The sequence below is a fragment of the Cypionkella psychrotolerans genome (genome assembly GCF_001294535.1).
GTDB lineage: Bacteria > Pseudomonadota > Alphaproteobacteria > Rhodobacterales > Rhodobacteraceae > Cypionkella > Cypionkella psychrotolerans.
The window spans coordinates 92,131-115,800 of the sequence record NZ_LGIC01000069.1 but is presented as its reverse complement, the minus strand read 5'-3'; the positions used below and the strand labels follow the sequence as shown (position 1 = coordinate 115,800).

At 61.9% G+C, this 23,670-nt stretch carries 18 protein-coding genes and 1 pseudogene; 7 read left to right on the top strand and 12 right to left on the bottom strand.

Annotated elements, in window-relative coordinates:
* Positions 1–71 precede the first annotated feature (71 nt).
* The 7 genes from AKV04_RS16360 to AKV04_RS16325 all read right to left on the bottom strand — a co-directional run bounded on the left by AKV04_RS16360 (position 72) and on the right by AKV04_RS16325 (position 6,839).
* Positions 72–536, bottom strand: a complete 465-nt coding sequence (locus AKV04_RS16360) for a hypothetical protein (RefSeq protein WP_156317592.1) — start codon at positions 534–536, stop codon at positions 72–74.
* A gap of 66 nt (positions 537–602) precedes the next feature.
* On the bottom strand, positions 603–926 hold the full coding sequence (locus tag AKV04_RS16350; protein WP_054007480.1) for a cyclophilin-like fold protein: 324 nt from the start codon (positions 924–926) through the stop codon (positions 603–605).
* Positions 923–1,477: an SDR family NAD(P)-dependent oxidoreductase gene (locus tag AKV04_RS16345; RefSeq protein WP_082351690.1), complete on the bottom strand. Its 555-nt coding sequence runs from the start codon at positions 1,475–1,477 to the stop codon at positions 923–925. Before AKV04_RS16345 ends, AKV04_RS16350 begins: the two co-directional genes overlap by 4 nt.
* Positions 1,478–2,097: 620 nt before the next feature.
* A complete protein-coding gene (locus AKV04_RS16340; protein ID WP_054007478.1) occupies positions 2,098–3,741 on the bottom strand; it encodes a hypothetical protein in 1,644 nt (547 codons plus the stop codon).
* A 69-nt stretch (positions 3,742–3,810) separates the two neighbouring features.
* Positions 3,811–5,301 (bottom strand): pyridoxal phosphate-dependent decarboxylase family protein, encoded by a 1,491-nt coding sequence (locus AKV04_RS16335; protein WP_054007477.1) that lies wholly within the window; start codon positions 5,299–5,301, stop codon positions 3,811–3,813.
* 25 nt (positions 5,302–5,326) lie between these two features.
* Positions 5,327–6,406: a PLP-dependent cysteine synthase family protein gene (locus AKV04_RS16330; RefSeq protein WP_054007476.1), complete on the bottom strand. Its 1,080-nt coding sequence runs from the start codon at positions 6,404–6,406 to the stop codon at positions 5,327–5,329.
* 64 nt (positions 6,407–6,470) lie between these two features.
* Positions 6,471–6,839 (bottom strand): cupin domain-containing protein, encoded by a 369-nt coding sequence (locus tag AKV04_RS16325; protein WP_054007475.1) that lies wholly within the window; start codon positions 6,837–6,839, stop codon positions 6,471–6,473.
* Between the two features lie 208 nt (positions 6,840–7,047).
* Here AKV04_RS16325 and AKV04_RS16320 point away from each other — a divergent pair, with 208 nt between their 5' ends.
* Positions 7,048–8,526, top strand: coding sequence for a winged helix-turn-helix domain-containing tetratricopeptide repeat protein (locus tag AKV04_RS16320; RefSeq protein WP_162232889.1), 1,479 nt, complete (start codon positions 7,048–7,050; stop codon positions 8,524–8,526).
* 165 nt (positions 8,527–8,691) lie between these two features.
* Here the strand turns inward: AKV04_RS16320 and AKV04_RS16315 are convergent, their stop codons facing one another.
* The gene (locus AKV04_RS16315; protein WP_054007473.1) at positions 8,692–10,014 is read right to left on the bottom strand and encodes an acetamidase/formamidase family protein; all 1,323 of its coding nucleotides are present in this window, start codon (positions 10,012–10,014) and stop codon (positions 8,692–8,694) included.
* A gap of 146 nt (positions 10,015–10,160) precedes the next feature.
* Between AKV04_RS16315 and AKV04_RS16310 the strand changes: the two genes are divergently transcribed.
* From AKV04_RS16310 to AKV04_RS16285, 5 genes and pseudogenes are all read left to right on the top strand, one after another.
* Positions 10,161–10,826, top strand: coding sequence for a cupin domain-containing protein (locus AKV04_RS16310; protein WP_054007472.1), 666 nt, complete (start codon positions 10,161–10,163; stop codon positions 10,824–10,826).
* Between the two features lie 10 nt (positions 10,827–10,836).
* Positions 10,837–11,709 carry an FAD-dependent oxidoreductase gene (locus AKV04_RS16305; RefSeq protein WP_235815672.1) on the top strand — a complete coding sequence of 291 codons (873 nt, stop codon included), beginning with the start codon at positions 10,837–10,839 and terminating at the stop codon, positions 11,707–11,709.
* A 583-nt stretch (positions 11,710–12,292) separates the two neighbouring features.
* Positions 12,293–13,534: pseudogene (locus AKV04_RS16295) on the top strand (DUF6880 family protein).
* Between the two features lie 85 nt (positions 13,535–13,619).
* On the top strand, positions 13,620–15,167 hold the full coding sequence (locus tag AKV04_RS16290; protein WP_054007469.1) for an ISL3 family transposase: 1,548 nt from the start codon (positions 13,620–13,622) through the stop codon (positions 15,165–15,167).
* A gap of 33 nt (positions 15,168–15,200) precedes the next feature.
* Complete coding sequence (locus AKV04_RS16285) at positions 15,201–15,590, top strand: VWA domain-containing protein (protein WP_054007468.1); 390 nt, start codon at positions 15,201–15,203, stop codon at positions 15,588–15,590.
* 46 nt (positions 15,591–15,636) lie between these two features.
* On the opposite strand, the gene AKV04_RS16280 is transcribed toward AKV04_RS16285, so the two are convergent.
* The 3 genes from AKV04_RS16280 to AKV04_RS16270 are packed head-to-tail and all read right to left on the bottom strand — an operon-like array spanning position 15,637 to position 20,440.
* Positions 15,637–16,476, bottom strand: a complete 840-nt coding sequence (locus tag AKV04_RS16280) for a DUF6671 family protein (protein ID WP_054007467.1) — start codon at positions 16,474–16,476, stop codon at positions 15,637–15,639.
* A complete protein-coding gene (locus AKV04_RS16275) occupies positions 16,473–18,851 on the bottom strand; it encodes a YbcC family protein (protein WP_054007466.1) in 2,379 nt (792 codons plus the stop codon). The genes AKV04_RS16280 and AKV04_RS16275 overlap by 4 nt, the downstream gene beginning before the upstream one ends.
* Positions 18,852–18,877: 26 nt before the next feature.
* Positions 18,878–20,440, bottom strand: coding sequence for a proton-conducting transporter transmembrane domain-containing protein (locus AKV04_RS16270; RefSeq protein WP_054007465.1), 1,563 nt, complete (start codon positions 20,438–20,440; stop codon positions 18,878–18,880).
* Between the two features lie 98 nt (positions 20,441–20,538).
* Between AKV04_RS16270 and AKV04_RS16265 the strand changes: the two genes are divergently transcribed.
* Positions 20,539–21,423 (top strand): LysR family transcriptional regulator, encoded by an 885-nt coding sequence (locus AKV04_RS16265; protein WP_054007464.1) that lies wholly within the window; start codon positions 20,539–20,541, stop codon positions 21,421–21,423.
* Between the two features lie 74 nt (positions 21,424–21,497).
* Here AKV04_RS16265 and AKV04_RS16260 read toward each other — a convergent pair whose 3' ends face one another.
* Positions 21,498–23,366 carry a dihydroxy-acid dehydratase domain-containing protein gene (locus AKV04_RS16260; protein ID WP_054007463.1) on the bottom strand — a complete coding sequence of 623 codons (1,869 nt, stop codon included), beginning with the start codon at positions 23,364–23,366 and terminating at the stop codon, positions 21,498–21,500.
* Positions 23,367–23,670 lie beyond the last annotated feature (304 nt).

Sequence of the window (23,670 nt, the reverse complement as noted above, 5' to 3'; positions counted from 1 at the left end):
ATTGAAGTCTGAAATGAAATTGAAATCGCAAAGCAGAAACTGGTGCCGCTTCCGGCGCCACCTTGCGGAAATCATGTGAAAACCATGCAGTGAAATCGTGAAGGAAAAGCGACACAGTTCGACATCCGGCTGCAATACAGAACCACCTCGGCCAGCAAGTCTTGCAGCGGCACCTCGGCGGCATTGACCACCTCGATCGCGTCCAGCAGGAACGCCTCGCTTTGCGAGAGGTGGCAATAGTGGCCACTCCGGCTGATGCCCAACTGCATCGAATGCAACGCAATTGCGCGGCGGACGGCGGCGTCATAGGCGTCGGGCTTGGCCCAGATTTGCCACAGGCTTTCCTGCACGAAGCGGAAATAACCGTCAGCGGTGGCCATCGGACCGAAGGGGATGTTGTGGCCGCTATTGGCCAGCAGCGTGGCGATTTCGGCAGGCTCGGCCTGCCATGCCAAGCGCCGGGCGCGTTGGATGCGGTGCCAAGCGGTGTCGGCTTCGGGCAAAACGGGCTGCGCGCCGGTGGGCGTGTCTTTCAAATGCAAGCTGGCGGTGAACGGTTTCGAGCCTGCCTCGCGCCGCTGGCGGCTGGCATAATCGCGCAGCTAAGTCACATCACCCGTCAACTGCCCCAGATGGGTGACGGCAGCAGTTTCGGCCTGTAATTCATCATAGATGATTTCCAGATACTGCCGATCCGGGTAATATAGAAACGACCCCGGCGGCAGACGGTGAATGTCCGTCGCCTCCTCCAGATCCGCCAAAATCGGGCTCGGCCAATAGATGTGACAGCCCGCGATCTTGGCGCAGTGGATGGTGGTGGTCGCTGGTAGCCACGCGGTCAGTTGTGCCAAAGTGGGCGAGGCCGGACGGTCAATCAACTCGATCTCGTGATCCTGACCTTCACAGTCAAAAATCAGCGTCGTCATCCGTCGTTCCTTTTCAGCACGAAGGCATTGGCCGACCAACCGCCATCGACTGGTAGGATCACGCCGCTGATCATACGGGCGGCGGGTGTGCAGAGGAAAGCGCAAGCCTCGGCAATGTCTTGCGGATCGGCCAACTGACCCAAGGGCGTGCGGCCCTCAACCCCGACAAGATCGTAAAGCCCGCGGTCGATCAGGTCTTGCACCATCGGCGCACGGGTTCCGGTGGGGGCGACGACATTGACGCGGATATCCAGCGGGCCCCATTCCACCGCCAAAGACTGCGCCAAGTTGTGAACAGCGCCCTTAGATGCACAGTAGGCGGTGCGTTGCGGCGCCCCGCCAATGCGGTAGACCGAGCCGATCATCACGATGCTGCCAGCCCTTGCTGCTTGCATCATCCGGGCGGCGGCGCGAGCGAGCAGGAAGCTGCCGGTGACATTGACCGACAGCACGCGTTCAAACTCACTTGCATCGCAAGTCATCGCGGGGGCGACAGCGACGATGCCAGCCGAAGTCACCAGGGCATCGACGCGGCCAAAGCGGGCAGGCAGAAGACGTCACTGCCCCCTAACCGACGGGCTCGGATGGTTCTCTCAATCATCCCGAGTCTCATCTCAGCGTCCAAGGCTTGAGCTTTGGTGATAAAAAGATCCTATGGGAACTGCTTCGGGCGTTTGGATAGGTGTCGCGTTGCCGTTAAATCTGAAATGAGGAATCCAACAAAATCAATGGCCTCCCGTTGCCGTTAAATGAGATATTTTGCCCTTAACTGCGATATCGTTGCCCATAATTATGAAACAGCGCTCCAGCGGACTTGTTCAGAGAAACCAGTTAAGGTCATGTTTTTAGCTCAGTCGTCTCATATTTAGGGGTAAGACTTTGGGAACAAAAGGGCTGCCAAAGCGTCCTGTCCCATCGTTAAGGGCAACGCGACAAGACGGATCTTGGCTTGCGGGTGCCCGTGACGATGACGTTGCTTTCGGCGACGGCTCCTGCCTGAGCGGTAATGCGGGACTTGCCAGTATTTACGCGTTCAAAGTCAGGCAGAGCGCTGCAAATGGCGGGGTTGGCGGGCAATTGCTCCTCGCAGGGGACAGGATTGCATGCATCGGCGACTTTTGCGTTGGAGCGTGCAAAAGGCTCTACGCTTTGATCGTCGCGGGGATCGACGTCACGCGGCAACCTTTTTGGACCTGCAGTAGCAGGACGACCTGATCGGGACCTCGGCCCTTGCCACGGCCTGGTCAAGCTGAAGTCTGACATGCCGCCGTTCGACGGTTTCATCCCGTCTGCGCAGGCATTCATCTAGCCCGTGCAGACTCCACACGTTGCGGGGATGCTGGCAGGGGCGCGGCAGGGTCTGGTCCAAACCCAGATCGGCCCGATACACCGCCTCGGCCTCGGCATACTGCCCGGCATCCATCAACAAGGCACCAAGGGCATGGCGGGATGGCTGCATCCAGCCCCAGGGTTCGTCATACAACATGCCGTCATCCAACCTGACCGCCGTACGCAGGTGTTCAAGGCCCGCTTCGGTTTGCCCCGACTTGTAGGCCAGTTCGCCCAGCATCATCTGTTCGGCCACCAGCAGGACGGCTGAACAGGGGTTGTTGAACATCATCCAATCCTCGGGCACGGCGCGCTGCGCGGTTGCAAAAGCGTCACCTTCAGCGCGGGCTTCGTCAAGTCGACCGAGATTGGCAAGGGCCACAGTCCGGGCATAATGCAGAAGGGCGGTGGTGTTCAGGTAGAGGGCGGGGTCGGTCGGAAACGGCTCGTCCAGAATGTCCTGCCAGCGCCCAAAGCGGACCAGCACATGCAGCTTCATGCCGATGAATGCCTCAAAGAACTCGGGCATGTAGCGGACGACAGGCTCGGGTAGAGTATCACGCAGCGCTTCTGCCGCTGCCAGGGCGGTGGTCGGGCGGGCCAGAAACATCGCGCCGTAGATCACGAAATGCAGGTTGTGGATGCGGTAGATCGTGTAGAAATTCTCGCCTCCCGCATGGTCGAAATATTTTCGGTCAACTGCCGCGGCGCGCAGGTTGCGCCAGATGACATTCTGATAATCGCCGCACAGCACGTCGATATGCGTGGCCATATGCACCAAATGGCCAGAGTCGGGAACAAGATCCACCAGCCGGTCCCCGTGGCGCAGCGCCCTTTCGGGTGTGGGCGACATTTCCAGCAGGTGGATATACATGTGCAAAAGGCCGGGATGGTCCCATGCAGCGGGATCGTTGGAAAAGGCCCGTTCCAGCGCGGCCTGAGCCTCCACCGTCGAGGCCCCTTCGGCGGGCCCGCCCGCCTCGAGGTCCCACAGCTTCCATGGCGTGCGGTTCATCAGCGCTTCGGCAAAGAGCGCCGTCACGTCAAGATCGGTCGGGAAGGCGGCATGGACCTTGCGCATTTCATCCGCAAAGGTGTCGTTCCACGGACCATAATCTTCGATCGCGGGATCGGTCGGAAACCGGGCAGCAAGGGCCATCAGCATTGCATGCTCTGCCGGAGTCACGCGGTCGGCAACGGCTGCAGCCTGTTTCAACGCCAGGTGCGCGCGGTCCAACGCCGCAACCTTTTCCTCTGGACTGAAAAACTCCCACTGCTTGTTGTAGTTCGGCCCGATGCAATGCGCGATGCCCCAATGCGCCATCACGCAATCCGGGTCCGCCATCAGCGCCGTCTCGAAGCAGGCAATCGCCTCTTCATGATTGAAGCCGTAAAGCCAGTTCAGCCCGCGGTCGAACCAAAGCTGCGCTTCCGGCTGCGCGGTCGTGACCTTGCGTGACCGAGCGCCCAGATCGAAGTAGGTCATGTTGATCCTCCTGACGCGATGATGACCTCAGATCACATGCTTGACCGGCGCGTCCCTCAACGGTCTCGATCACCCATGCCCCGCCTGTGCCTTCAATGGTACCACCAGATCGCCGCCAATCCGCAGGGTTTCTTGCACCAGTAGGTCAAGATCAGTGCGCCGTGTACGGTGATTGCAAATTGCTGCACGCAGACAGTGGCTTCCATGGATGGTGGTATCGGAAACTGCTGCGGTCCCGGCTTCCTGCAGTCGTAGCATGACCTCGATGTTCAGATCGCGCAGGCCACCTTCATCCAACCCACCCGGATTGTAACGAAAACAGACGACGTCAGTCACAGTTGGTGCCATCAGTTCCAGCATCGGTTCATGCGTGATCCGTTCTGTCAGATAGTGCGCCTGCGCAATGCCCTGATCGATGAGCCGCCCGAACTTTTCAACCCCGTGTTCCTTGAGCATCATCCAGATCTTCAGCGCTCGGAACCCGCGTGAAGTGTCCAGATTGTAATCGTGCAGGAATTCTGCAGCCGAAATGCCGCGCGACATCTTTTGCAGGTATTCGGCATCTTCGGCAAAGGTCAACCTGTGCTGTCGGCGGTCACGCACGAGGGCACATCCTACATCGAAGGGAGCCTGAAGCCCCTTGTGCAGATCTAGTGCCAGCGAGTCTGCCCGTTCGATCCCTGCGACCAAATGGCGGTTGTCCGGTGCGATGGAGATCAAGGCACCGATGCAGCCATCGACGTGCATCCACAGCCCCTCTGCGGCACAAAGATCAGCGATGGCGGACAGATCATCGATGGACCCGGTGTTGGTGGTCCCTGCCGTTGCAATCACACAGGCTGGCTTGATGCCCTGATCGAGATCAGACCTAATCTGTTCTTTCAGTGCATCAATGCTCATGCGGAACCGGCCATCCGAGGGTACCTTGCACAAGGAACCCTTACCCAACCCCAACAGGTTCATCGCCTTGAAATGACAGCTGTGCACCTGATCCGAGGCATAGAACCGCAAGGGCTGCGCCATGGCGTCCACCCCGTATTGCCGCAGATCGACTCCGGCCATGGCATTGCGCGCCGCCATCAGCCCGATGATGTTGGCCATGGATCCGCCTGTGACCAAAGTGCCGCTGGCCGTTTCGGGAAAGCCCATCATGTCCCTGATCCAGTCAGTCACCTGCCGGTCGATCTGGCTGGCCGCCATGTTCCCGCCGCCGAGGTTCGACCCGTCGATGGCCGCCAGAAAATCGCCCAAAGCGCCGGTGAAATTTCCGGCCCCCATATACCACATCCAGAACCGTGGATGGATGTTGCCCATCGGATGCGGCATCAGACTGGCGGTAATGTCAGAATAAACGTCTTCAAGAGGCTGCGGTCCCTGTGGCAGCGGTTCGGTAAAACCGGCCTTCACCGAGGCAGGCATCTCTAGCCACAATGGCCGTTCGCGAACCGCGTCCAGATGGTTTATGGCGTCATCGACCATCCGGTGCGCCAGCGCCCGTGTGGCAGCCCAGTCGGTGGGATCAAGCGTCTCTTCGGCGAAGTTGGTTTCCTGCGTAGTCATGTCCTTCTCCTTCGCTACGACGGCCTCAGCCCATCTGATTTCCGGGCGTCGATTGCGACAGCGCCACCTCTTCCGCGTCCATATCTTCGGAAATGTCGGCGAAAAGCGGCGTCGTCAGATAGCGTTCGCCGGTGTCGGGCAGCATCGCCAGAATCACCGCTCCCTCTTCCGCCCGCTCGGCAACCTTAATGGCTATGGCAAAGGTAGCGCCGCCCGAAATACCGGTCAGAATTCCCTCGCGCTGCGCCAGTTTCTTCGCCCAAGCCACGCCGTCGGCTCCTGCAACTGGGATCAGTTCATCATAGCCGCTGCTGTCGAGACATTCCTGCAAGACGTTGGGGATGAAATCCGGCGTCCAGCCTTGAATGGGGTGTGGCTCAAAGCTGGGATGGCTTGCGGCGGGCGCGCCACCGACGCCGCGCTCCTGCGCCTTTCCACTGCCAATCAGTTGCGCGTTGGCGGGTTCGGTCAGGATGATCCGCGTCTCGGGACGTTCGCGGCGCAACACACGCGAAAGCCCTGTCACCGTGCCGCCGGTGCCATAGCCGGTCACCACATAGTCCAGCCGGTCCCCGGCAAAGTCACCGATAATCTCGCGTGCCGTGGTCGCCTCATGGATGTCGGCATTCGCAGCAGTTTCGAACTGTCGGGCCAGAAACCAGCCGTGCTTTTCGGCCAGCTCTGCCGCTTTCATATACATGCCGGTGCCCTTTTGCGCACGCGGGGTCAGCACGACCTTGGCCCCCAGCATCCGCATCAGCCGCCGCCGCTCGACCGAAAAGCTGTCAGCCATTGTCACGACCAGCGGATAACCCTTTTGCGCGCAGACCATCGCAAGTCCAATTCCGGTGTTGCCGCTTGTGGCCTCGACCACGGTCTGGCCCGGCTTCAGCGCCCCCGTCCGTTCTGCCGCCTCAATGATGTTCAGCGCCAGCCGGTCCTTGATCGAGGCTGCCGGGTTGAACGCCTCAACCTTGACGTAAAGCCGTACGCCTTGCGGGCCTAGGTTGTTGATCCGCACCACGGGCGTGTCACCGACAGTCTCAAGGATACTGTCGTACAGCATCCCGCGCCCTTTGGTCGTCCTTATAGCCATCGCGTCCATTGGCTTTCTCCATCGGATGTTCAAGGTTTGCAATCGCCCGCATCAGTCCGGGATAACTGACAAGTCAGTGCTGGTGCTCGGGCGGCGCGAACAGGATGAGTTCAACCCGCACGTCACCTTCGACATACGCATCATGCCCCGGCGGGATTTCAAAGAAATCGCCGCAGCCAAGACGCGTTTCGACACCGCTGGCGATCATTCGGACGACCAATCTGCCCGAAATGCAGTAGCCGGTATGCCGCATCGGACAGGAGTCGGGCGAGCCAAGCAACGGTTTTTCATCCGCTTCCCATGTCCAGCCCGGCTCGAAGATCGCGTGCATTCCCATGCTGCCATCGGTCATCTTGACGATGGAAATGCCGCCGCGTTCCTTCATGTCGAGCCGTTGGTCAGGGGTTTCAAACCGCCGTGTTTCTATAGCATTCGCGTTCATGTCGTCCTCCGTTGGATGGATACGTTTTCCCGTTGCCGTGGTCGCTGATCAGGAAAGCTTACGTCTTTCGGTTCCGGCGGGCTTGATGGAGTCCTGAAGAATTCGTGTAGAAACGTGTGATTCTGCGGTATTCTGACGCATGACATGGATTTTTGGCGCCTTCCGGCTTGATTCAGAGCGGTTCGAATTGTCGCGCGGGTCCGAGTCCGTGCGCCTGGAACCGCAGGTGCTTACCCTGCTGGTCCATCTGGTGCGCAACCGCGATCGCATGGTGACCAAGGACGAAATCGTGGCAGAGGTCTGGCAGGGACGGGCAGTTTCGGATGCCAGCATTTCCAGCCGTATCCGTTCGGCGCGCCGCGCGGTTGACGATAATGGCGAAGGCCAGACGATCATCCGCACCGTTCACGGCCGGGGATTCCGTTTCGTGGCAGAGGTTGTGGAAACACAACCCGCGCAACCCGCGGCACGGGAGATCGCCCAACCGAAGGGTACGCTGGCCGGCAGACCGTCGATTGCCATCCTTCCGTTTCGCGCCCTGGCAATGGCCCCCGATCTAGCCATTCTGGCCGAGGCGATCCCGTGTGAGATCATCCAGGCGCTGTCGTGCATGCGTTGGCTAGCGGTGATTGCGCGCGGCTCGTCTTTCCGGTTCCGAGACCCCGAGCCGAACCTTGATCTTGTCGCCACAGCCTTGGGTGCGCGCTATGTCCTGACCGGCATCATCGAGGCCCGAAATCGCAGCCTTGCCGTAACGCTTGAACTCTCGGACAGCAGCAAGAACGAAGTGATCTGGGGGGATCGTCTGGTAGCGCAGATCGACAACATCGACGATCTGCGTTTTCAGATCGTCACGCATCTTGTCACAGCGCTTGAGGTCTACATTCCGCTGAATGAGGCGCGGGTTGCCCAGATGGCCGGGATCGAGACACTGGATGCGTGGGCGAACTACCATCTCGGTCTGCAACATCTGTATCGGTTTACGGGTGACGACAACCTGCGAGCAAAGGGCTGCTTTGAACGGGCCGTGACGCTGGACCCGCAATTCGCTCGTGCTCATGCCGGGCTGTCCTTCACCAGTTTTCTTGAGGCATTCCTTCATCTCGGCCCGGATGTGCCCGCCGCGACGCTTGCTGCGCGCCGCCATGCCGAGCGTGGGCTGGAACTTGACCCGCTGGACCCGTTCACGAATTTCACCATGGGGCGGTCCTTCTGGTTGACCCATGAGCTGGGTTCAGCGGCAGGGTGGCTTGACCGGGCCACCACATTGAACCCGAACTATGCGCAGGGCTTCTATTCCTCGGCGTTGACCTCGATGCTGGCAGGTGATGCTGCGGCGACCGAGGCCGGGCTGGACATCGCCCTGCAGCTTAGCCCGCTGGACCCGCTGCTTTACGGGTTTCACGGGGTCCGGGCGCAGATGCTGATGCAAACAGGCAATTACCCGTCCGCCGCCCGCTGGGGCGACAAGGCCGCAAGCACGCCCGGCGCGCATTACCTGATCGCGATGATAGCGGTTGCTGCCAATGGGCTGGCAGGGCGCCGAGATCAGGCGGCCCGCTGGCGGCAAGAGGTGCGTCGGCGCAAGGCTGACGCGACGACCGCACATTACCTTGCAGCCTTCCCCACGCAGGACACCGCCTCCAGATCGCTGATCGTCGCCGAACTGCGCCGCCACGGGTTCTGAAACCTTCCGAACGTCGTATCAAAGTCCGCAGGCAAGTCGAGTTCTCAGGAGTCGATGCCGACTTGCCAGCATCGGCCTTTGAAAGCCGCCGCCGGGCCAGTGCAGCCGTTGCATCAGCTGAAATCTGGCCCGGAGTCACATCATTCCGAACTGCCGCCCTGACCGCTAAAGCCCGTATTGCTCGCGCGCGTAACCGCCCAGGCCGACGGCGTCGAGCTTGGCTAGGGGGGCGAGGAACGTCACTTGGATGACGCCCGGTGCGCGTCCGATCTCAATCGCGCCGTTCACAGTGGCGCGGTTGCGAACCTCGGCGACGGTCACACCCAGCAGCTTGGCCGCGCGTGCAAGGCCGTTCTCGATGGCCTCGTTCAGGTTGGCCGCCGTGCCAATCACGGAAATCGGGGCTAGCGGTTCGATGTTGGCCACACCCCACTTGTCGGCAAGGCGCTGCCCCTTGGCCTTTTCGGCATCGGTGAAGGGCCGCGCCATAGGTGGCAGATCCTCGATCAGCGGGAACAGGACCGGGCCGTCCAGCGGGTAGTTTTTTACCACCTCGACTTGCAGCGTGACGCTGCCTGCAACATCCATGGTGTGCCCGGCGATCTCGCCATCGCCTTGGCCCGCGTGCATGTCGCCCATGTAGACGCCTGCACCTTTCACCTTGACCGGGCACACAAGGATCGCGCCCGCCCGCACCGCGTCGATGTCCATGTGGCCATCGGTCTTGTGCTGCGCTAGTTGTTCGGCGGTCAGGCCATAAGCATGGGGCGCGCCAACGAGGAATGAGCCAAAATCGCCGGCATTATGACTGTCGGGCATCGCGATGGACGGGCAGGTGCCAAGCTGCCCCATGAAGGGGCGCATCCGCACCAAAGTGCCGGGCATGTCAGAGGGCGCGAAGTTGAGGATCGAGTGCTGGCGGCTTCCATCTGGCAGGGCCGAGTAGTGGTCGGCCCGCTCGGCAATGGTCTCGGCCGCCGCTTTCGGCAGGGTCAAGCCAACGGCGCGCGTGTCATCGAAGGTGACGGTATAGCCGTGCACAATCGCGAACGGGGTGACCGCATTGCCGCAGACATTGCATTTCACCGAGTCCTGGCCGATGCCTTCGATATGCGTCTCGGGCCAAACGGTGTCACAGGTGGGGCAGCGTCCGGCGACATAGGGGTCGCCAAGGCAGAAACCGTCGGGAGAGCTGTCATGGCCAGACGCGGTGGCAATCGAGGTGACAGTGATGTCGCGGATGCGGATGGCCACCCCGTCGCCCACCTCGGCGCCCGCGATGAACACCGGTTGCGTCACCTCATGCCCGCCGCGCAGGCTTGGCGTGATCATCGGGCCCCAGCAGCCCGGTGCAGTGTTCGCGATGATCGTGCCGCCGTCTTCAACTGGGCCAAGCATCTGGGCATCGGGGTCTAACACTGAGTTGGTGAAGCTGCCCACAACGATGCTGCGCTGTGCGCCTTTATCTGTCTTGCTTCCGTCCGGCATGGCCCGTTCCTGTGCATTTGAAATCTCTGAATATGAGATTAGGATAACCAATAAAGTGCGCAAGTGCGCTCGAACAATTGCATGCCACCGTCGCAGCATTTTGCCGCAATATGATGGATGGCACGCTCACACAAACTGCAGGAATTATGGAACTTCATACAGACTTTTCGCAGCGAATTCTGCTCCGTACGGCCGAGATGCCTTGGCAGCACTCACCTTTGGCTGGCGTGGATCGCCGTATGCTGGACCGGATCGGTGGCGAGGTTGCGCGTGCGACCACCATCGTGCGCTTTGCGCCGGGCCACAGCTTTTCGGCGCACACCCATGGCGGGGGCGAGGAATTCGTGGTTCTGGACGGGATTTTTCAAGACGAGCATGGCGATTACCCCACTGGCACCTATGTGCGTAATCCTCCCACTTCGCGGCATACCCCCCGATCGGATGCAGGTTGCACCATCCTTGTGAAGCTGTGGCAGTTCGATCCTGCTGATCGAGACCAATTCAGTAAAAACATGGCCGAGGGGCTGTTGTCGGTCGAGGATGGCGTGCGGTCTGCAGAGTTGCACCGCGACGCGCGTGAGGTGGTCACCTATTTCGAACTCGACCCCGGCGCGGCGCTGCAAGTTGAAGCACCCGGCGGGATCGAGGTTTTTGTGCTGAGCGGCAGCCTGATGGAAAGTGGCGATGACTTGCGCCAAGGATCCTGGCTTCGCCTGCCCGAAGGGCAGCCCTTTGCGGCAGAGGCGGGGCAGGGCGGCGCCAAGCTCTGGATGAAAACCGGGCACCTCCGCTTTGTCGCAGCCCCTTCGTAAAGACAGCCCGATGAAAACACAGGTGGCCATCATCGGTGGTGGACTTGCGGGTCTTGCCCTTGCACGACGGCTTGATCAAACCGGCGTCGATTTTCAGCTGTTCGAGGCGCGCAGCCGTTTTGGTGGCCGGATCGCAGCGTTACAAACGCCAAACGGCGCGGTCGATCTGGGGCCATCGTGGTTCTGGCCGGGGCAGCAGAGCATTGCGACGCTGCTCAAGGCGTTGGGCCTGACCGATTTCGCGCAATATGCGACAGGCGATCAGTGGTATGAGGATGAAACCGGCAGGGTGCATCACGGCTTGGGCTTTGCCTCGATGGAAGGCTCTTTGCGCATTGCGGGCGGGGTTATTCGGCTGGCCGATGCATTTGTGGCCGGTCTGCCCGCAGATCGTCTGCATAACAGCGCCCGGGTCGCGACGATTGACGAGCAGAGCGGCGTTCAACTTGCAAACGGGCAGATATGCACCGCGCCGCACGTTGTTCTTGCCCTGCCGCCCCGCATAGCCGCCGGTTTGACATTCCTGCCCGCCTTAAGACCTGATCAAAAGCACAGCCTGGAAGCCATCCCGACCTGGATGGCAGGGCACGCGAAGTTTGTCGCCGTGTGCGACACACCGTTCTGGCGCGACGCTGGCCTTTCCGGCGATGCTACAAGTAGGCGCGGCCCTATGGCGGAAATCCACGATGCCTCTGGCACGAATGGTACACCCGCTGCGCTTTTCGGCTTCTTGGGACTGCCACCCCGCGCACCGCAAGGGTCGTGCGCAAGAGATCACGACAGCAGCACTGGAGCAGTTGGCCCGCATTTTCGGGGCGAAGGCGATGACACCTGCGCAGGTGGCGCTTCAGGATTGGGCTTTCGAGCCGGAAACCGCAACTGAGCACGATCTTGTGCTCCTGTCTGCGCATCCGGATTACGGCCTTCCCCAGAGCTTGTCGGGCCTATGGAACGGAAGACTTCATTTCGTCTCAACTGAAGTTGCGCCGAGGATGGGGGGCTATATGGAAGGAGCACTGGCGGTCGCTGAAATTGTGGCGACTGAGATCGGGAAATTATCAGATCGGACGTGGTAGCTGCATCACAACCTGTTCTGCTTTTAGCTACCCGTTGATGCACAGATAACGAAAGGGGCATGGGCCGTCATTATGGCCGCTGTCTCCTTCCTCGGCCAGTATCAGAGCAGAACAGCCGTCCGTTTGACTCGCGCGCATTCCATCGAGGCTTCAGTCCGGACTTCTAATTCCAGCGGCCCGCCTTTAAGCTTGTCCAGTTCCTTGTAAAAGTGAGAAAGCCTTGATCGATACGTCCCGTTTTCTTTCTGATCTTCATCACCTCCGCAGCTTTGGCGCGCAGGGCACCGGTGTGATACGCCCAGCCTATTCTGCGCCCAAATCGAATCAGCGTCGGCGTTTCACTCTGATCCAGCCGCTGCTAGGGTAGGCCCGAATTGATACGGATTTCCAATGGCATCGAAGACCACCCTGAATGCAAAGAACCTCGAGACGCTGGGTGCAGAGCGCTTGGCTCAACTGCTGGTCGAAATCAGCACCGGATCGGCCATGGCCAAGCGGCGGCTGCGGCTGGAACTGGCGGGGGCGCAAAGCCCGAAGGAAGCCGGGCGCGAGGTGGCCAAACGGCTGACCAGCATTGCGCGGGCGCGCAGTTTCGTGCACTGGCAGAACCGCAAGCCGCTGGTCACTGATCTGGAAAGCCAGAAGCGCGCGATCAAGGAGCAGATCGCACCTACCGATCCGACCGAGGCGCTGGCGCTGACCTAGCGCTTCTTGCAAGTTGCCACGCCCCTGTTCGAGCGCTAAGACGACAGGAGCGGCATCGTCATTGGTGTGTTTCACGATGCCTGCGCGCTGCTGGGTGAGATCGCACTTGCAGCCGGAACGCGTCCCGAGGCGTTGGCCGATGCGGCAGTCGAGGCTTTGCGCGACAATGGCTGCGGCCAATATGACGGCCTCATCGCCATCCTTACCCCCGCACTGGGGGCCGAGGGGCTTGCCCATCTCAAGGTGCGCATCGAGGCGTTGGCGGCGACGTCGGTTCCCGTGCCGCCGAAGGGTGAATGGGAGGCGGTGGGCTATGTCAGCGGCGGCGCTACCTATGCGCATCAAATGGAAGAACGCGCCCGGCAGAGCCTGGCGCGGATGGCGCTGAAGGACATTGCCGATGCGATGGGCGACGTGGACGCCTTCATCGCCCAATACGATCCCGCCACGCGCAAGGTGCCGAAGATCGATGCGCAGATTGCGGTGCGGTTGTTGGCCGCTGGCCGGGCTGGGGACGCGTTGGGGTTTCTGGAGCGGGCCGAGTTTCGCGATCGCGCTTGGGTGCCTGAGGAATGGCAGGCGGCCGGGCTGGATGTGCTGGAAGGGCTAGGCCGGTCGGACGAGGCGCAGGTGTTCCGGTTGGAGTGCTTTCACCGCAGCCTCGCTGCGGACCACCTGCGCGCCTATCTGAAGCGCCTTGCGGATTTCGACGATGTCGAGGCCGAAGAGCAGGCTATGGCCCATGCCATTGCCTACCCTGAGCCCCTTTCGGCACTGCATTTCCTGATCCATAGGCCCGCGCTGGGCCGGGCGGCGCAGTTGGTCCAGCACCGGTTCGACGAGTTGGACGGTGATCGCTACGAAATCCTGACCCCGGCCGCCGAGGCTGTGTTTCGGCGTGCAAAACGGACCCCGTTGGCGGGGTAATCGGCGTCCAATTTTGGCTCTGACTCAATCTTGATGCACGCTTTTCTGGCCGACATGTTGTGATGGTTCCGGGAGGACCAACAAGATGTCGCGGATGCACAAGGATGATTTGGAGGTGCCGGAGGGGCTGATCGTTGAATCGATCGAAGTTTGCGACGGCCTGGTCACGGTCGTAGCACGGTCATTGTTGCGATCATCGGCTTGCCCTGGATGCGGGGCGGTGTCGGGTTCGGTTCACAGTCGATACGTCAGGAGCTTGGCGGATTTGCCGTCACATGGTTCGGCGGGAAGACTGTTGCTTCAAACCCGGCGGTTCAGATGCAGGTCAATCGGTTGCCCTGTGAAGATCTTCGCCGAGCGGTTTGACCCGTCTATCGTGCAGCGATTTGGGAGGCGGACGGAGCGTCTCGAGGGGATTGTTCATCATATTGGCCTCGCACTTGGTGGTCGCCCGGGCCAGCGGACAGCGAAGCGACTGGTCCTTCCGGTCAGCCGCGATACGCTGCTCAGGGTCGTGCGCCGAAGGGCACCAGCAACTGACGCCTCACCCAGGGTGGTCGGCATCGATGACTGGGCCTGGCGAAAGGGTCACCGCTATGGAACCGTCGTCTGTGACCTCGAACGGCGGCGGATCATCGATGTCCTGCCGGATCGCGAGACGGCGACGGCTCAGGCCTGGCTGGCGGCACGCCCCTCCATCGAGATCATCGCGCGGGATCGTGGCGGTGGCTATGGACCTGCCGGCCGTCGCGGGCGTCCGGACGCCGTGCAGGTCGCAGACCGTTGGCATCTCATGGAAAATTGTAGTGCGGCCCTGTTAGGCGTTGTCCGGAACGCGATGCGAGACATCCGCCGGGTTGTGGGGGTAAGGCAGCTTGGTCCGGAGGTCATGACGGCCGTCGAGCGCAAGCAATACGAGGGCTGGCGCCATCGTTCTGCGGAGAGCGCCATGATCACGGACCTGGTGAAGGCGCAGGTGCCAATCAAAGACATCGTCCGCCGAACCGGCCGATCGCGGCAATGCGTGCGCAACATTGCTCGAGGCGATCGTTCTGACGTCTTCCGATCAAAAGCCAGCACACTGGACGGATATCTCGACTGGCTGTCGCACGAGTGGGCAAGTGGTTGCCGGAGCGGCGCGGAACTCTGGAGACGATTGCGCGCCCAAGGTTATGCAGGCTCACTGCGTGTCGTGACCGAGTGGGCGACCCGGCGCCGCCGGGATGAGGCAACGGAGTTACCGCGCAGATGTCTGAGTTCGCGAATGATCGCCAGATTGCTTATGCTCGATCCAGACCGCCTTCCACGTGCCGACCTCATGCTGGCAACTCTGATAGAAGCGGAGTTGCCAGACCTATGGCAAGCAAAGACCCTTGTTCAGCGTTTCCACCACATGATCCGCACCGGATGTGCAAAAGACCTCGATACATGGATCCAAGACGCGTCTAAACATCTGGTCGCCTTCACACGCGGCATCATCGCGGATCGGACTGCGGTCGCCGCTGCCATCGCCAGCCCTTGGTCCAATGGCCAGACAGAAGGACAGATCACCAAGCTGAAGCTGGTCAAACGCCAGATGTATGGCAGAGCAAACCTCGACCTCCTGCGCGCGCGACTGCTGGGGAGTGCGTGATGTGCATCGAGATTGAGTCAGAGCCAATTTTGCGTGCCGATTGACAGATTTGACCGCAACCTTGTCTTGGCCGAAGGTGGGTCTGTCCGCTACCTTGTGGCGAAGCTGGAGGTTCAAACTGCTAAATTGCAAAGCCGGGTCGAGCGCGGTCCCCTCAACATTGCCTTGTCGATCGACGCGAGTGGGTCGATGTCTGGCGGCAAGCTCGAGGCTGCAAAACTGGCGTCCCTGGGGCTGCTGGATCGTTTGAACTCCCGCGACCGTTTGACGGTAGTCTCCTTCGCCTCGGATGTCGTGACCCATCGCCATTTTTGCCAGCGGCGGATGGCGTTAGAATTGTCAATCCCTCCAGGACAAAAGGAAAATCTGGCCACAGCCGGAGCGGATACACTTTCCTTAAAGTGGCAGAGGGGACCGGACTAACGTGCAACGTTTTTGCGCCGCTTTGGTTTTTTACGTAACTTTGCGATCACGGGTTGCAGGTCGGACATTGGCCTGGGTCGGCAACGTTCGGTCCGTAGACGCGGGGTTGAACAACTTGTTGTCCGTAGAGCGTGCAGCCGTGGATCTCGGCCTTGACCAGCAGCGTCGGACCGTCGCACCAGGCACAGGGCAGGCCGGTTTCCACCCGCAACAGCCCCCAACCGGGCGCTGCGCAGCTTGGGCATGCCGTCGCCAGCCGCGCGGCAAGGCGTTCGGCGAGACGGCCGACGGTTTCCATCCGGCGGGGGTTCAGATGGGCGCGCATGTCGGTCTGAAGGAACGCTCCCCCCTGCGCTGACAGTTGAGCCGCGCGCGCGATTGCGTCATCAACAGCATCGCGGTCCTGCAAACCCTTGGCCAAAGGTGTCGCGCCTGCGCCTGTCGAAGCCACGATGACCGCGGTCCGGGGGAAGCCCATGCTCAACAGAAAAGCGGTCGCTTCGTCGGCCGAATAGATGGTTGCATGATCGTAGCACGGGGCCTCGTCTATCAGCCTTTCAATAACCTCATGCCCTGTTTCCTCATTGCGCCACAACAGCACCTCCCTGCCAATGGGCAGAAAAGGGAAGAATGGATGTGGGCCATAAGCGCCTTCACTGGCAATACCGACCGATAGTCTGGTGGCTGCGATGGCGGCACGTGCCTTGGCGCGGGCGGCATCTTCCATCGTGCCCATGCGCGGGGTTTCGGCGGTGAAGGTGCATAACTGGTCGGTGTTCAGCCCCTCGGGAACCACCAGCGTAATACCGAGACGGGCGAGCGGCGGCGCGATTGCCGCCGATTTGCCGTGCATGGTGCCAAGGGCGGCGCGGTCAGGCAGTGTCATGCGGCACGGCGTTGATATTCCTTGTCGTCCCAGACCAGACCAGTCTGATAGCGGGCCGCGATCTGACCCTCATGAAGGACGAACAGATGCAGCCAGCCGTTGTCGAACAGGGCGCGCACCCCGGCGTGACGGGCCAGCACGTCGATGATTGCCTCGCGTGGGGCTTCAATCAGCACCGACAGCCGCAACGGCTCATGCGCCAACTTCGCGCCGTCGTGCACGGTTTGCCATGGCAGACCGGGGCGCAGCTTGCCGCCGTTGCCTTGCACCACGCCGATGCCGCCCACCACGTTGTGGATCAACTTGTTGCCGCCGCCAAACACCTCGGGTGCGACGGATGATCCATAGTATTGCAGGCTGATCCAGCTGGCCACGACCACCGGTGCGGTCAGGATCAATTCCAACGTGCCAAAGCCCGCGTCGGCCTGCCAGTCATAGTTGTGCAGGAAGGCGCGACCTGCAAGATCGGCCCCGGCTGTGGCCGGGCGCGGCGCGGCGATGAAGGCAGCACAGCCGGCCAGTCCCCATTCAGGGCGCACCTCGGCCCAGTTCAGCGCCCGCTGGCCGATCGACCTGGCCGTCGCCCCCGGCAGACGCAACGCGCGTTCAGACCGCGCCAGACCCCCGGCGCGGGCAAGCCAGTCTGCGGCCTGCGCGATATCCGCTGTGTGTGCAGGGGCCGCGTCGTCGCGAAACAGCGCGATCTGGTCGGTGGTCGTGTCGTGCAGGCCCGCCAGAAACACCGTGTCCTGCGCCAGATCAATGCCCTGCGCTGGCAAACCCGCCCGCGTTTCGGGGTCGTTCAGCAATTGGGCCAGCAGCCGGGCGGAAACTTCGCCGGTCTGCCCGGCACAGGCACCGCAGTGATAGGCGCTTTCATGGGCGTTGTTGGTAACCTGCCCGCCGTGACCAAGCAGCAGGACAAGCCGCGCGTGGTTCGTGGTCATGCTCATCGCCTTCAACACGGCAGACCCGGTCGCGGCCTTGGCCTCGGCGCTCAGGCCGCCCTCGATGCGCGGCGCGGGTTCGGGGGGCTGGTGACCGGGTGGCAACGCAAGTGCGCTGCGCACCAGTTTCAAAGCATAGGCCGGTCCCGCCGCCTCGACAAAGGCAAAGGACGACACCGCCGCCTGCCGGAACCGGCCCCAGGCGCGGGTGGTGCGGGCAGCGATCCGCGTGGCACGCTCGACCTCGGGGGCGGTATGGCCGGTCGAGGTCATACCGGGGTTCAACAGGACAGGCAGGTGGATTTGCAATTCTTCGGTGCCATGCGCCCTGTGTTGCAGCGGAAGCCCGAAAAAGCCCGCAAAGCCGATGGTTTCAATGTCCGGGCTTTGGCTTTCCAGCGCGCGGCGGAACACTTCGGACCGCACGTCGATGCAAAAGGCGGCTTGCAGCGCCGGACGGCCCGTCGTGGCTTTGGGTCCCGACAGCGCCGCGTCGAGCTTGCGCTGATGCGCCCGCTCGGCGGCCTCTTGCAGGATCGCGTCGATCACCTCATCCGGCGAAGGCTGCACGGGCGCGCCATGTGCCGCAACTGCCAACGCCCAGTCTGCTGCAACCTGCGGCACATGTGCGAGCAACGCCTCTTCCCAAATCAGGCGAATGGCCAGCAGATCAATGATTGTCATGTCGGATTGGCCCTTCAGCTCGGCCTCCCACAACAGCCAGCGGGCGTGCTGCGACCAGCCGCCCAGATCCATCAACATCCGGTGAAAGGTGGTCTCGGCCGCTGTGTCCGACAGGCCCAGCCGGTCGGTTGCGCGCAGGATGACGCGCTCGGGCGCATCGTCGGACCCGGCGACATGGGCGCAAAAGCCGGTCAGCCCGGCAATCTCGGGCGTCAGGTCGTGTGACGCCCACGCACGCCAGGCGGCAAAGGCCCCAAGCATCGGCGCTGGCGACCACAGCGCCTGACCCCGGTCGAAATGACCCGCCGCCCAAAGGCCAAAGCTGCGCGCGATGACCGAAGGCCAGTCGGTGCCGACGGCCTTGGCGGCCAGATCAGCCACCGTCGGCAGCATCCGGGGCGCGGCACTGGTCGCGGTCAGTGATGCCTTGAGCCGCGCCAGATCGGCGGGTTTTATGGGCGACTGGCAAGCTATCAGGGCCACAGCAAGATCGTCGTCACTGATGCTGCCTGCCCGCACCTGGCCTGCATAGTCGGCGCGCATGCGGGTAATCTTGACACCGGCCACACGGGCCAGCCGTGCGCTCGCGGTGGCCAGATCTTCGCCGGTCTGCCCAAGGAAAGGATTGACGGCTACCGTTGCATCCAGCGGAAAAGCGGGCGGAATGGCGCGGGCCGCAGCCTCGGCGGCTTTGAGAAGACCTGCGAGGCGGGCTGGCGCGATCTGTGCATGTTTAAGGAACATCTTTGTCTCCGAAGGGGAAAGGGGGGTCAGAGGGGTTTGGTGGCGCGAAAGCCACCGATCATCCGGTCAAGAACCGCATTCAGATAAAGGCCATTGGCCAGATGCACCCGCAGACCCGCCGCCGCCGGGTGATGCGCCCAATGCGGGAACAGCGCCTGCGCCACTGCAACCAGACCAAAGGACATCAGCGCCAGGACGATCAGCGCCCATTCCAGCGGCCCGGGCACCGGGGGCAAGGGCAGATAGGGGCCCCAAAGTGCCGCCGCGACCACCTGAAAGCCGAAATAAGCCACTGCTGCCGCCAATGAGACCAGCGCCGTGCGCTGTGTCAGCGCGCGTGGTGCGGTATCGGCCAGCCCTTGGGCCACCAGATAAGCCACGCCGAAGATCAGGATCACCCCCAACGCCAGCGCCTGCGCCGACTTCGGCCCAACCACCAGCCCAAAGCCCACTGCCACGACCGCATAAAGCACCAGCGCCAGCACAAAGGCCCGCGCCACTGCGCCGATGCCCGGTACGGCGACCGGACCGGGCCGATGCACCTCGGCCACCGCCCTGACAGCACCACCCGAGGCGAGGAACGCATGCGCCTTGTACAGGGAATGCGCCACGATATGCAGCAGCGCCAGTGCCCAGAGCCCCATCCCGCATTGCAGCAGCATGAACCCCATTTGCGCGACTGTGGACCAGGCCAACGCCGTCTTTACCGCACTTTGCGTCAGCATCACTGTAGCGCCAAACAGCGCGGTCAGCCCGCCCAGCATCACCAACGCCGCCATCGCACCGGGGCTGGCCTGCATCAGATCGGACAGGCGGATCAACAGGAACCCGCCGCCGTTGATGATCCCCGCATGCAGCAGCGCAGATACGGGCGTTGGCGCCTCCATGACCTCGGTCAGCCAGCCATGTAGCGGGAACGTCGCCGTTTTGAGCGCTGCCACCAGCACCAGCAGCGCCACGGCAACTTGAGCCGACAAAGGCAGTCCGCCCCCGGCAGCCTGCGACAGCGCGGCAATGTCCGCCGTGCCAAACGCGGTCCACAGCAGCATGGCAGCCAGCACCAGCACCGCATCGCCCGCCCCCCAGACAAGGGTAAACTTGGCCGCCGCCCGCCGTGCCTCGGCCCGTTCGGGGTAGAACAGCAACAACTGCCGCAGCCCCAGACCGATGGCGACAAAGGCCAGCGCCAGCACTGCCAGACTGCCCGCTTGCACCAGCGTCAGCACAGCGGCCAGCGTGGCCAGCATCAACCCGTGATACGCACCTTCCCTGGCCTCGCCGTCCAGATAGGTTCGGCCATAGCGCACGACTACCCAGCCGACAAAGGCAACGAGCAGCGCCATCGTGGCACTTATCGCGTCAAGGCGGAAGGCGATCAGCGCCAGCCCTCCGCCGAACCCGACAGTGGCCGGGCCATTGAGGATCAGTTGCCCGACGCTCGCGATTGCCAAAGCAAGAACGCCAAGCGCCGCACCCTCGGCCAGACGCGGCAATGCGCCCGGTCGGCGGCCGGGTTGGAACAGAGCAAACCTGGCCACGGCCAGTAGGAGGATTGGTGCGAAAACGATCAGGGGTGGAACAAAGGGCATGGCATTCTCCGGTGTGCGATAGGTTTGACCGGGATAGCGATTGCGATTTACAAAATAAATTACATATTATCCGGCGAAACGTTCTGTATGGTAGAAGAGTGGCACCCCTGAACCTGCATCACCTGCGCCTTTTCCGTGCTGTGGCATCGGACGGCACGCTGACTGGCGCCGCACGGGGGCTGAACCTGTCGCAATCGGCATTGTCTACGCAGATCAAAGCGCTTGAGAAGTCACTGGGCCATGATCTGTTTGAACGCCGCGGCCGTGGCCTGATCATGACCGAGGCAGGGCGCATAGCACTTGACCATGCCGAGGCGATCTTTCGCACCGCCGATGACCTGACCGCGACCCTGCGCGAAACCGGCAGGGGGCGGCGGGCCTTGCGGGTGGGCGCGCTTGCCACGCTGTCGCGCAATTTCCAGATGCAGTTCGTTCGCCCGTTGATCGGACGGCCCGATGTGGAGGTCGTGCTGCGTTCAGGCAGTCAGGCGGAACTGTTGCGCGGGCTGGAGTCTTTGGTGTTCGACGTCGTGCTGACCAACCTTGCTCCGCCGCGCGATGCGGCAACGCCGTGGCTGGTTCACCGGCTGGCCGAGCAGCGCGTCAGTCTGATCGGAACGTCTGCGCGCCTTGGCCAAGTCCCCCGGACGATACAGGAATTGTTGTTGCAGGAACCGCTGATCCTGCCTCCGCCAGAGACGGCGCTGCGTGCTGCGTTCGACGCCCTCACCAGCCGTCTGAACATCGTGCCGATGATCGCCGCCGAGGTTGAAGACATGGCAATGCTGCGCCTGCTTGCCCGCGAAAATGCGGGGCTCGCGGTCATCCCGCCAATCGTAGTGCAAGACGAACTGGCGGCAGGTCTGCTGGTTGAGGCGGCACGGCTTGACGATGTCACTGAGACATTTCAAGCCGTAACCGCAGCGCGTCGCTTTCCCAACCCGCTTTTGTCCGAGGTTCTGGCGCAGGGTCGCTTTGGATAGAACACAGACGCTGCACCCGCGATGACAGGTTCATTGGCCTCCTGATCTGAATGTACGCCAAGGGGTGTCACGGATCAGGACCCATTTCCGGTCCCAGGACGGAATTTGTTACGCGGTGCAAAGCCTGAGGGGGTCGCCTCTCGCGGGTTGCGCACCCAGACTTCACGGTTAGGGTGCAGACCCGCGCCACGCCTTGCCGGAACGGCCATGTGCCGCGCGCGTTGCAGCAGGCGCGTATCCGCAGCGCCACAGTTCGGGTGGAAACCGCAGTTGTCGGCCACCACCTTGTCCCACGCAGATTCGCGTGCCTTCCAGACAGCGGGATCGTTCAGTGCTGTGCAGTTGATCTCGTTGCTCTTCAAATCCACCACAATCTCGTCGCCATTTTCAACAAACGCGATCGGCCCACCAAGTGCCGCTTCGGGCCCGACATGGCCGATCACAAGGCCGATCGAGCCACCAGAAAAGCGCGCGTCGGTCATCAGGGCGATGACGATGCCGCGCTCGCGGCACAAGGTGGTGATGCGCGCGGTGGGGTCAAGCATTTCCGGCATGCCCGGTGCGCCGCTGGGTCCCTCGTAACGCACGACGATCATGTCATTGTTCTCGAAAGTCTCTGGCGCCTTGTCCAGCATATCTATCAGTGCCTGCTGACCATCGAACACGCGCGCGCGGCCGCGAAACAGGTTGTTCTCAAGCCCGCCCTCGACGCCTGCAAGCTTCAGGATTGCAGAAAACTCTGGCGAAAGGTTGCCGCCAAGCATTCGCAGGCCGCCGGTTGTCTTGTAGGGTGCCTCGACCGGATAGATGACCTCGCCATCGGCAGGCTTCGCGCAAAGGCGCACCACCTGTTCGCGCAGCGTCTCCCCGGTGCAGGTCAGCATATCGCCATTGAGCAGACCCGCGTCCAGCAACTCGCGCACGATGACCTGCACGCCGCCCGCCCGGTCGATATCGACCATGGAATACTGCCCGTAGGGCCGCGCGTTGGTAAGCACTGGCACGACATGCTCTGAAAGGTGGTTGAACTCCTCCGGCGTGATGATCTCTTTCCAGAAATCAGCAAAGCCTGCGGCACGGGCGATCTCGGGCGCGTGCAACATCGCATTGGTGGAGCCGCCGATGGCCATGGCGACAATCGTGGCGTTTCGCAGGCTGTCGCGCACGACGATATCGCGGGGTTTGAGGTCATTTTCGATCATCTGCGCCAGCAGGGTGACCAATTCGGCAGGGAACTCGTTCAAACGGCGGGGATCGTCGGACGGCGGTGCCACCATGTGCAACGGCTGCATGCCCAGCACGCCGATGAATGTCTGCATGGTGTTGTAGGTGAACATACCGCCGCAGCTGCCGATGCCCGGGCAGGCGTGAAAGGCGATGTGTTCGCGATATTCGGGGTCCGGGTGCCCGGCGACCTGAAATGCGCTGACGATATCCAGCTTTTCGCCGGTCTTGGGGTCGGTTCCGGGGTGGATCGGACCATCCGACATGATGATGGACGGCAGGTTATGCTCCAGCATGGCCGCGAGTGTGCCGACAGGCGGTTTGTCACAGGCAACGACAGCAATCGTACCGGCAAGACCGGTTGCACTGAAGTGTTCGCACAAGGCATCTTGCGTCACCTCGCGCCCGATCAGCGAATAGCGCATCTCCCGCGTGCCATTGCGGATGCCGTCCGAGGTCGCAATCGTGTATTCAGGCTGCACAAGGCGGAACTTCAACTGCCCCGGCCCGGTGCCGATGCGGTCCTTGAGGGCACGGTGAATCGCCTCGACCTTGGCCATGACGCCAAGATAGCACTGACTGTCGCCTTTGGTGCCAACCACGCCAACAGAAGGTTCGTGGATCAGTGCCGGGTCGGTGCCGATCTCGAGCGCGAGGACGATGGTCTGGGTAGAGCGGCCCGGATGGCGATCGATCAGAACAATGTTCGGGTTGGTCATGGGGGTCTCTTTTCTGTTGCTTGGCCGTGGAAAAATTACACGGTCGTCTTTGCCAGCTAAAACGCCAGATTTGCGAAAGTAAAGGGCGGCAGGCAATGCTGCGACATATGGCTATGACAGGCGATGGAGCGATTGTTCAAAGACACGTCGCACGCCCAGATATTGCGACGCCTTCGCGTCCTGATGGAGTAACAGAAAATTGCAAGCGGTCCCATCTGAGCCAGACCGTGGTTACCCTATAAGCTATGGCAAGATCCGACAGAAGTCGGCGAAACGGTGTTCCGGCTGGAAAATGCTGAAACTC